At 38.4% G+C, this 10,256-nt stretch carries 9 protein-coding genes and 1 pseudogene; 4 read left to right on the plus strand and 6 right to left on the minus strand.

Annotation, left to right across the window (positions count from 1 at the left end; genetic code table 11):
- Positions 1 to 245: 245 nt before the first annotated feature.
- Together V7164_RS09935 and cax are read right to left on the minus strand one after the other, a co-directional pair.
- Positions 246 to 1,064, minus strand: a complete 819-nt coding sequence (locus tag V7164_RS09935) for a YfkD famly protein (RefSeq protein ID WP_335347092.1) — start codon at positions 1,062 to 1,064, stop codon at positions 246 to 248.
- 415 nt (positions 1,065 to 1,479) lie between these two features.
- Entirely contained in the window at positions 1,480 to 2,538 is a 1,059-nt protein-coding gene (cax, locus tag V7164_RS09940) for a calcium/proton exchanger (protein WP_335347093.1), read from the minus strand.
- A gap of 306 nt (positions 2,539 to 2,844) precedes the next feature.
- On the opposite strand from cax, the gene V7164_RS09945 reads away from it, so the two are divergent.
- Positions 2,845 to 4,026 (plus strand): MFS transporter, encoded by a 1,182-nt coding sequence (locus V7164_RS09945; RefSeq protein ID WP_335354012.1) that lies wholly within the window; start codon positions 2,845 to 2,847, stop codon positions 4,024 to 4,026.
- A gap of 238 nt (positions 4,027 to 4,264) precedes the next feature.
- Positions 4,265 to 6,187, plus strand: coding sequence for a heavy metal translocating P-type ATPase (locus tag V7164_RS09950; protein WP_335354013.1), 1,923 nt, complete (start codon positions 4,265 to 4,267; stop codon positions 6,185 to 6,187).
- 226 nt (positions 6,188 to 6,413) lie between these two features.
- On the opposite strand, the gene V7164_RS09955 is transcribed toward V7164_RS09950, so the two are convergent.
- From V7164_RS09955 to V7164_RS09965, 3 genes are read right to left on the minus strand one after another with little or no spacing between them, the layout of a single operon-like run.
- Positions 6,414 to 7,238 (minus strand): YihY/virulence factor BrkB family protein, encoded by an 825-nt coding sequence (locus V7164_RS09955; RefSeq protein WP_335354014.1) that lies wholly within the window; start codon positions 7,236 to 7,238, stop codon positions 6,414 to 6,416.
- A gap of 20 nt (positions 7,239 to 7,258) precedes the next feature.
- On the minus strand, positions 7,259 to 7,609 hold the full coding sequence (locus V7164_RS09960; RefSeq protein ID WP_335354015.1) for a YtxH domain-containing protein: 351 nt from the start codon (positions 7,607 to 7,609) through the stop codon (positions 7,259 to 7,261).
- A 19-nt stretch (positions 7,610 to 7,628) separates the two neighbouring features.
- Complete coding sequence (locus tag V7164_RS09965; RefSeq protein ID WP_335354016.1) at positions 7,629 to 8,099, minus strand: low molecular weight protein-tyrosine-phosphatase; 471 nt, start codon at positions 8,097 to 8,099, stop codon at positions 7,629 to 7,631.
- A gap of 358 nt (positions 8,100 to 8,457) precedes the next feature.
- Between V7164_RS09965 and V7164_RS09970 the strand changes: the two genes are divergently transcribed.
- Positions 8,458 to 8,685, plus strand: coding sequence for a DUF1128 domain-containing protein (locus V7164_RS09970; RefSeq protein WP_315667691.1), 228 nt, complete (start codon positions 8,458 to 8,460; stop codon positions 8,683 to 8,685).
- 125 nt (positions 8,686 to 8,810) lie between these two features.
- Positions 8,811 to 9,872 (plus strand): tRNA 2-selenouridine(34) synthase MnmH, encoded by a 1,062-nt coding sequence (gene mnmH / locus V7164_RS09975; RefSeq protein ID WP_335354017.1) that lies wholly within the window; start codon positions 8,811 to 8,813, stop codon positions 9,870 to 9,872.
- An 87-nt stretch (positions 9,873 to 9,959) separates the two neighbouring features.
- On the opposite strand, the pseudogene V7164_RS09980 reads toward mnmH, so the two are convergent.
- Positions 9,960 to 10,256, minus strand: a pseudogene (locus V7164_RS09980) (hypothetical protein); the annotation flags it as partial.

The following is a 10,256-nucleotide window of genomic DNA, read 5'->3' on the forward strand; positions in this document are numbered from 1 at the left end:
ACCCCTCTTAACGACCTTAGACCATGGGTTTCTGTATCGAAGGGCGTTTTAAGCCTCTCTTAACGACCTTCAACCATGGGTTTCCAAATCGAAGGGCGTTATGAACCCCTCTTAACGACCTTCGACTAAAAGTTTCCGAATCGATGGGCGCCATATAACACTTCAAGACTCTATAATAACACAAGGAAACCTGCAGGGAATTTGCTAAATGCATCCATCCCCTGCAGGTTTTCAATTACACTTTTTTATCTCGGCCGCTCTGATGCTACAAATCCGAAGGACATGTGATCCTGAATTGGAATCCATGCACCGACTCCTTGGGATGTTACATTTTTAATAATAATCATTTTCTTATTTCCTTTTAGCATTAAATAGACTTCCCCGTAAGTGACCTTTCCTTTTTCGTTAATTGCTGGGGCGTAGCCGTATAGATAGCCCAATCTTTTTGGCGGGATATTGTATTTATGATCCTTTTTTGTTCCAGCTCCGATTATTGTTTCAAAGGAAAGTGGCAGGCCAGATTTATCCATTGCCTTTAAGAGCATCATTTTTTTGACATCTTCTGTGCTTGGTACCTTTGCAGTTAGGCCGCCTCTGACCACTTTCTGAGCTTCTTGAACGTAGTGAATCTGATAGGGCGCAATTCCCCCCCGGTTATCGAAGTAATTGGTGTTAATCTTTTGATACTCCCAATTCGGGGAAGTTTCGGATGACTCATAATTTAACGGCCATTGTCCAAGGTATATGATCGCCCGATACCCGATTGCAAATGGGGTGCTATTAACAGTCGTCTCATTTAACATCCGGATTAAATCTGGATTTTCAATTTTAACTTTAGACGTTTCAATTAAACTTTGTGTTAATTCACTTGGCTCCAGTTTGGGCATATGCTGTGCCGGGTTTGGATACGTATTTTCCTTTGTGATGGTCAAAACAGAGTTTGGAATTGCTATTATTTTTTGGGGTTGATTCGTTTTTTTCTCATCCATTAAACCCGCGGCTTCGTTCTGAAAAGATAGCATAAATATTAGACCTATGATAAAGATTGACATGTATTTTTTCATGGTGAGACTCCTTTCAACTCACTATCTCTTTCGTTTGTTTATAGTTTTTTCGGAGTTCAAGTATATTATCCATTTTGAAAAAAATTTTTTATCAGAACCCCCATGAGTGATTGCAATACAAAAAACAAATTCGTAATATTGATTTAATAATCTGAATATTTACAAATATCAAAATCCGATGTATAATAAACTTACTTTCAAATAAAAGGAGGGCCGCTAAGTCGATTCGCTACTAAAAAGGAGGATGACAGTTTATTAAAGTTTCATCATTCCAAAATAAAGGTTTTATGGTCCAGTAACAATATAAAGGCTGGTGGTAAATTCCTAAAAAGCGAGTAGATTTACATCCTTTTGCGAAAAATAATTGAACTTTAAAACGACTCTGGAGTCATTTCAGAGTCGTTTTTATGTTTTCCTATAATAAATAAAACCCTATCCCCATTATTAAATAGGCTGCAAGTAAAGTAGCTCCTTCAAACCAATTGGTTTCCCCATCATTTGAAATAATGATCATGAGGAGTGCAGAGGTCACCATTGTAATTAGCTCTGGCATCGAAAAAACTAACGGCATCGATACTGGGAACATTAAAGAAATTAATACAAGCAATGGTGCAACGAACATCGCCACTTGTAAGGTTGACCCTACAGCTATCTCAACAGCAATATCCATTTTATTTTTGTAAGCCATAATAATAGCTGAAGCATGCTCTGCAGCATTCCCTACTATAGCAACAATCACAACCCCAATAAATAATTCTGTCCAGCCAAAGGTTTCACCGACTGCCTGAAATGTGTGTACTAAATTTTCAGATACATAGGCAACAGCAATGGTTGCAAGAGCAAGAATAAGCAGCGCTTTTCCCTTTCCCCACTCAGGCTCTTCCTCGCCATGTCTATCTTCATTCACATTTTCTGTCTGATAAACACCGCGATGGGTAACTAGCTTGAAAAATAATGCTGCTAAATATAAAACAATTAATATAATCGAAATACCTACACTGAAATTAAGTGTATCGCTCTCTGACATCGTCATTGAAAATATTTCTGGGATGACAAATGCCACAATCACTCCAAACATAAGCAATCCTGAATTATGTCTTGCATCATACACATTGAAGGTCTGACGTTTATATTTTAAGCCCCCTATAAAAAATGATAAACCAGCGACTAAAAGAAGGTTTCCAAGCACTGATCCTGTTAAGGAAGCAAGCACTACTCCAACTAAGCCCTCCCTAAGAGCAAATATCGAGATAATTAATTCAACAGCATTTCCAAACGTGGCATTCAGCAAGCCTCCTATTCTCGGACCTGCAACAATCGCAAGGCTCTCAGTAGCCCTCCCCATAAAGCTTGCAAGAGCAATAATCGTCACGCAATAAATAATAAACATTAAAATACTGGACCAATGCATAAGTGTACCAATGACAGATAGAGGCACACCGATAAATACAAGTGCGGAAAAAATTTTGTTCATTCTTATAACTCATCCCTTCAAATAAGAATGTAAACTGACCTAATTATTTGGCACCGACCGATATATTTAGGTTTCTGACCGATATAATCATCAAACTAACCGATATATCTGGATACCGACCGATATATTGAAAATCTATAGGCTGACTTTCCCGAAAACAAAAAGCGCGTCACCATATCTTTCCCAAAAGAATGAAAAAAATGATTTTTATTGCCAAGAACTCTGATTGCATATACCATCATTATTGAGTCTTTATTTATTAATTTTATGCAGGAATTTCTGTCCAAAAGTTGAGGTTTTGAAAAAATGAAAAAAGAAAATATGCGTTTTTGGATTTTAGTTAGTATTGTTGCAATCTCGGGTTTTAGCCAAGGTATGCTGCTTCCGTTAATAGCCATTATCTTTGAAAATGAAGGAGTTTCTTCGAGCTTAAACGGATTAAATGCAACTGGGCTGTACATCGGAATTTTACTTGTGTCCCCTTTTATGGAATACCCGTTAAGAAAGTATGGGTATAAACCAGTCATTCTTTATGGCGGATTGATTGTTATTGTTTCTCTCATGCTATTCCCTGTTTGGAAATCCTTTTGGTTCTGGTTTTTCCTTCGTCTAATGATTGGAATTGGCGACCATGCTTTGCATTTCGGAACACAGACATGGATCACTTCTTTTTCACCAGAGCATAAAAGAGGCCGCAATATTTCCTTATATGGCTTGTTTTTTGGAGCTGGCTTCGCGGTAGGTCCTATGATGGCACCTTTGATTAAAATTAATGAAGCTCTTCCTTTTATTGTTTCATCCATCCTATGCCTCATTGCATGGTTATTTTTATTTATCTTAAAAAACGATTTCCCGGAACAAACGATTGAAGTAAATTCGTTTAAAGAAACAATGAAGAGATTTAATAAAGCAATCAAATACGGCTGGGTTGCCTTTCTCCCTGCATTTGGTTATGGATTTCTTGAATCATCTATAAATGGAAGCTTTCCTGTTTATGGGCTGAGAATTGGACTTGAGGTTACGAATGTTTCCATGCTCTTAACAGCATTTGCGATTGGCGCTATCGTATTTCAATTGCCGCTTGGATTATTAAGCGACAAGTATGGCAGAAGAAATATATTAATGATTATCCTTTTTACTGGATGTTTAAGCTTTATGACGGCTAGTTTTCTAGAAGAGATGATGATTGGATTAACGATTTGCTTATTCATTGCTGGTATGGTTGTCGGCTCCACTTTTTCCTTAGGGATCAGTTACATGGCTGATTTAACACCGAAAAATATGCTGCCAACAGGAAATTTACTTTGCGGTGTAGCATTTAGCATCGGAAGCTTGGCGGGACCATTTCTTGGCGGAGTTTTCATCCAGCATTTTAAGTCTTTCAGCTTCTTTCATATTATAAGCATGATGCTGTTCCTCATATTCTTAACGGTCGTCATTTTTGGGCAAAAACAAGTGGCCTCTGAGAAGGAATCTTATTCTCAGTAAGTAAAATAATAATAAATTAATAATTATTATAAAAAAAGGAACATATTCCTTCCCATTTCATACCCTATATAGTAAACTATGAATAACACTAGAAAACAACATTACACTACAATTTAAGTTTTGTGCTGTCGCCTTTGAGGCGGCAGCTTTCGTTGTTTTATAGGGGTATTGATGTTGATTATTTTTCTCAATTAGAAGCGCCCAATTGAAAAATAATATCATTAAGGGGAGGAAAAAAATGAGTACTGAAGTGAAAGCACTACTAGAAAGTCCGGTTAGCAAAAATGAAAGCCTTATAGAAAAAATAAAACCACATGCTGAATTAATGGCTGCTCTTTTTAGCGGTGTACTCATTGCTGCTGGATGGATATTGGATCGAAATGAGCTGGCAGCCCCATCAGTTGCAGCATACATCCTCGCTTTTATAATCGGCGGGTTTGCAAAAGCAAAAGAGGGAATCGAAGAAACCATTGCAAATAAAGAGCTGAATGTGGAAATGCTAATGGTTTTTGCGGCGATCGGGTCGGCTATTATTGGCTATTGGACGGAGGGTGCCATTCTTATCTTTATTTTTGCAGTAAGCGGTGCTCTTGAAACGTATACAATGAACAAAAGCCATAAGGAGATTTCCGCATTAATGGAGATTCAGCCTGAGGAAGCTTTGCGGGTTAATCGTGGCATCGAGGAAAAAATCCATGTATCGCAATTGCGTATTGGCGATCAAATTCTTGTTAAGCCAGGAGAACGTGTTCCTTCCGATGGAAAAATTATAAAAGGCCAATCTACTATCGATGAATCAGCAATTACTGGTGAGTCAATTCCTGTTACGAAAGGAAATGAAGATGCCGTCTTTGCTGGCACAGTTAATTTAAATGGTTCGATTACCGTGGAAATTACAAAACCAAACAGTGACACTCTTTTTCAAAAGATCATTCAGCTTGTACAATCTGCTCAAAGTGAAAAATCTCCTTCTCAGCTGTTCATTGAACGTTTTGAAGGCACTTATGTAAAAATTGTATTAGCCGTTGTTGTTCTGATGATGTTTGTCCCCCATTTCCTTTTAGGATGGAGCTGGACAGAAAGCTTTTATCGGGCCATGATTTTACTTGTTGTTGCTTCACCATGTGCCCTTGTTGCTTCTATTATGCCTGCCACCCTGTCAGCCATTTCAAATGGGGCGAGACACGGAATTCTTTTTAAAGGCGGCGTTCATTTAGAAAATTTAAGTCATGTAAAAGCCATTGCGTTTGACAAAACAGGCACCCTTACAAAGGGAAAACCAGAAGTGACAGATGTGGTTGTAGCTGAAGGGCTTTCCAAGGAAGAAATTTTAATTAAAGCTGCTTCTATTGAAAGTCACTCAACACATCCATTGGCTAATGCCATAGTGAAATATGCAAAGGGTCATTTATCTGAATCCCTTATCAGTCCGGAGAGTATTGAGGATGTTACCGGCTGGGGAGTAAAAGCCAATATTGACGGGGAAGAATGGAAAATTGGGAAAGCCGCTTTTGTTGGAATTGATGGGGCACAAAGCTTTAGTAATGGGGTCGCAGGGAAAATGGCCAGTGAGGGGAAAACGGTTGTTTTCGTACAAAAAGAAGGCGTTATTGCAGCCATTATTGCTCTGCAGGATGTAGTCCGCGAAGAAACTAGATTGGCGATCGATCAATTAAAAAACCAGGGCATCTACACAATTATGCTTACAGGTGATAGCAAAAACACGGGAATGGCTATCGCGAAGGATTCCCATGTTCATGATTATATAGCTGAATGCTTGCCGGAAAATAAGGTCGAGCATCTAAAAAAACTCCAAGAAACATACGGAACAGTTGGGATGGTTGGAGACGGAATAAACGATGCACCCGCATTGGCAACAGCTAATATCGGAATTGCGATGGGTGAAGGGACAGATGTGGCGCTGGAAACAGCGGATGTCGTCCTGATGAAAAATGATCTTCCCCGCATTGCAGAAGCCATCAAGCTTTCAAGAAAAATGAATGGAATCATTAAGCAAAATGTTATTTTCTCAATAACAGTCATCATGCTGTTAATCGCGTCCAACTTCCTGCAATTTGTTGATTTACCTTTTGGTGTCATCGCCCATGAAGGAAGCACGATTTTGGTTATCTTAAATAGCTTAAGGCTGTTGAAGTCATAGAAATGAAAGATCCCGGGCGCCCCCGGGATTTTTTTTCTTAATGATATCCATTTTGTCCGTTAGCTGAACCTGAAGTTTTCTGTTTTGGTTTGTTCTTACCTTTTTGCTTTGTTCCGCCGTCCTTCTTCGATTTCTTAGACATAAATATAAGCCTCCTTTTTAAAGACCAATATTATTTCCCCTGTCTTATTCTTTGAAGTTACCCACAATTTATTAAAGGAAACTATTAGCAATCTTCCTTTTTGTATTTACTGTATACAGCATTGATTTCTCCACCTAGAATAATGATGATTCCAGTTAAGTAAAACCAGATCATCAGGACAATAATGGCACCGATACTCCCATAAGTGGCTGAGTAATTACCAAAATTGCTCACATAATAGGAAAAAGCCAAGGAAGACAGCTCCCATCCCACCGTTGCAAAAATGGCACCTGGTATAACAGTAATACATTTTAGCTTTGTATTTGGTGCAATCCAGTATAAGCCAGTAAAAACAATGAAGAGGATGATTGAACTTACAAGCCAGCGTAGCGTATTCCAAATGGTCATAAACTCATCGGATAAGCCAAATTTAGCAAATAAATAAACACCAATAATTTTCCCGAAAACCGGAAGCAATAAAGCAATAACAAAGACAAACAGCATGGCAAAAGTAAAAAGAATAGCCATCCCTCTTGCTACAAGAAAGTGGCGGGTTTCTTTTACCTCATAGGCTTTATTAAAAGCGCGTACGATTGCATTAATCCCATTGGATGCTGACCAAATCGTGGCAATAATTCCAAAGGAAAGCAGCCCGCCATTTTTTTGGGAAAGCGCAATAATGTTAGTCTCAATTAGTTGCATACTATCCTTTGGCGCAAAATCACGAATAACTGCAAGAATATCTTCTTGGGTAATTGGCAAATAAGGAAGCAGCGATACTAAGAAAAGAAGTAAAGGAAATAGAGATAATAGGAAGAAGTAGGCTAATTGTGCCGAGAGCCCAAATAAATCATCTACCATCACTCTTTTCTTTATTTGCGAAAACAAATTCGAAAAGGCTCGTCCCATCCCATCACCTCTTAAGAGTATTAATTCACAATTTTAGTACTCTCCTCAACCTCATCTTTTTCAAAAAAAGCTTGCTTTGTATCTCCCATAAGCTCCACTACATCGGTTGTCGATTCCTTTAATTCATCCACTTTTTCCATAATAAAAGAAACCTCTGAGCTAACCTGTTCAAACGTTGATTGAATTTGATTAGTCATGTCCTTAATCTCACTTATAGCTTGTCCAGGATTTTTTACATAGTATGAAACTTCTTTTGTTGCTTTTTTACAATTAGCGGCAACCGATTCCCGGGTACTCCTATCAAGCAGGCTTAAAGCACCACCTGCAAGCGCTCCATATAATACGCCTTTCCAAAATAACGACTTCCCCATTCTAGTCACACTCACTTTCTTATATATTATGGTCTTTACGCAATTCTTTTAACAATTGTTCACAGCCTTTTCCAATAAGCTCGTACACCTCTTCAAAGTTCCCCGTAAAATATGGGTCAGGAACATTTTTATCTGTTGCCTCTTGAACTAAATCCAGCAACTTTATGACTCGGGCATTTGTTTCCTGGCTTTTCAGCTTTTCAATGTTTTGAACATTGGAAGCATCCATCGCGATGATGTAATTGAAATCTTGAAAATCATTCGTCTGAAATTGTCTCGCTTTCAGCCCCGCAGCAGAAATATTATATTTTTCTAAGATCTTTCTTGTCCCTTCATGCGGTGGCTGACCAATATGCCAATCGCCAGTCCCTGCAGAATCAACTTGAATTGTATGTTCTAACCCTTCCCTTTTTACTAAATCACGAAACATTGCTTCCGCCATAGGCGAGCGGCAAATATTCCCTAAACAAACAAATAATACGTTAATCATTATGTACACCCTCCTTGACAACATTTTCTTTCATATTTTGTTGTTGTGCAACTATATAAACCTTGAACTACTCAATGACCCCTACTTTTTTACCATGAACAGCCATTTTACCCTTCCATGGGTAATGAAACCTCCTTTCTTTTACCGCGAACAGTACTTTTTCCTTCCATCGGGTAATGGAACTTACTCTCTTTTACCGTGAACCTCTGATTTTCCTTTTCGCGGGCAATATGATAATAATTTTGAAAGGAACGGCTTGAATTAAGATCCCAATTATGGTTGACTTTTATTTCATAACATGGAAAGATGGGAATACTTGATAGAGTTGGCGGATAGATTTTTTTGAGGAGGAATTAGGGTGGACTTAGCACAGAAATCAGTAGAAAATGTGGAATACATGATTGAAAAAATTAAAGAAAAATTAAAGGTTTTAAACTTTGGAGCAATCAAGCCTTCCCATTTTGACGAGGAAATGTATGAGGAATTAAAGGATATTTATGATCTCGTCATGAAAAAGAACAGCTTCAGTCCGAACGAAATGCAGGCTTTGGCAGAAGAGCTTGGGAATTTGAGGAAAAACAAGTAATCGCTTAAGCAGCCGGTAGAGGCTGCTTTTATTTATTTGCTGAGCCAATATTTAACAACGCCTTTTCATTTTGCAAATTAATGGATAAAATATTTTTATAGATGCAGACTCGGAGGAAATCAAATATGAGAGAAATCAGTGTAGCTCAGCTTCTTGAATTAAAGTATGCTGTTCCAATTGATGTGAGATCACCTGGTGAATATGACGACTTCAAAATTCCTGGTGCAGTCAATGTCCCTTTATTTACGAATGAAGAACGAGCGATGATCGGAACTATTTATAAACAGGAAGGGTCAGATACGGCAAAGTGGCGGGCGATGGAGATCGTTTCTCCAAAGCTCCCTTCTATTTTAGGACAGATTAAAGCATTAATTGACGAAGGGAAACAACCCGTTGTTTATTGCTGGAGAGGCGGAATGCGCAGTAAATCGGTTGCTACCTTTCTATCCTTTGCAGGAATATCCATTCCTCGATTAGTCGGGGGATATCGGGCCTACCGGCAATATATATTAGAGGAAATACCTGGACTAATTCCTCCTCGGGCAGTAACCATACACGGCATGACAGGAGTAGGAAAAACTGAAGTACTGAAAAAGTTAAAGGAAAAAGGCATGCCTGTCATTGATTTAGAGGCAGCTGCCTGCCATCGCGGCTCCATCTTCGGATCATTTGGCTTATTCGAGGGCCATAATCAGAAAACCTTTGACTCCCTGCTCTTTCAAACATTAAGGGAAATAAAGGACTCTCCATTTTTCTTAGTAGAAGCCGAAAGTAAACGGGTCGGTAAGGTCGTTCAGCCTGATGAATTGCTGAACAAAAAACATCAAGGGTTTAATATTAACCTTCAAGCGTCATTATCATCACGAATCGAGCGGATTTATCGTGAGTATGTGAAGCCCTATCAACATGAACAGTGGTTTCACGATAATCTAATGGAGCGGTTAACGTATATTTATAAGCGAATAAAGAATTCAGACACCATAGCTGCTTTAAATGAGGCAGCTAGAAATCAAAACTATAAGTTAGTCATTCAAATTTTGTTAGAAGATTATTACGATCCTCGGTATGCCCACAAACAACTCGACTATGAAGGAGCGTTTCATCACATTGAAGCAGATGATACTGATTTAGCTGTTGAGGAAATTGTAAAAATACTAGACACAAAAAGTGCTCTCAGCAAAAGATAGGAGCACTTTTATTCTTTCTAGCGCCAACTCCAAGTTTACCTTCCGACTTGGCTGCTAAGCTAGATACTTTTATGCGAGATTATCCATTTAAAACATTAAATCAATTTGAGAATTTTTATCTTTTTTTGTAGGATAGATTTCGAAAGATTCTGGAATGAGTTGTGTTGAACGGTAGAGCAATTCAGATACAGTTACACTTTTATACCCGTTCTTGTCTAAATAATCCAAAATGTCATCTAATGCTTTAACTGTAGAACAGGTTTGAGTATATTCACTACCGTGCCAATCATGAAAAAGAATGATATTACCTGGCTTTACTACCTTTTTAATGTAATTGTACATTCGATTTGCCGGAGGATTTGCCCAATCTCGGGAATCTTGATC

The sequence above is a fragment of the Bacillus sp. JJ1474 genome (assembly GCF_036965225.1).
Classification (GTDB): domain Bacteria; phylum Bacillota; class Bacilli; order Bacillales; family Cytobacillaceae; genus Cytobacillus.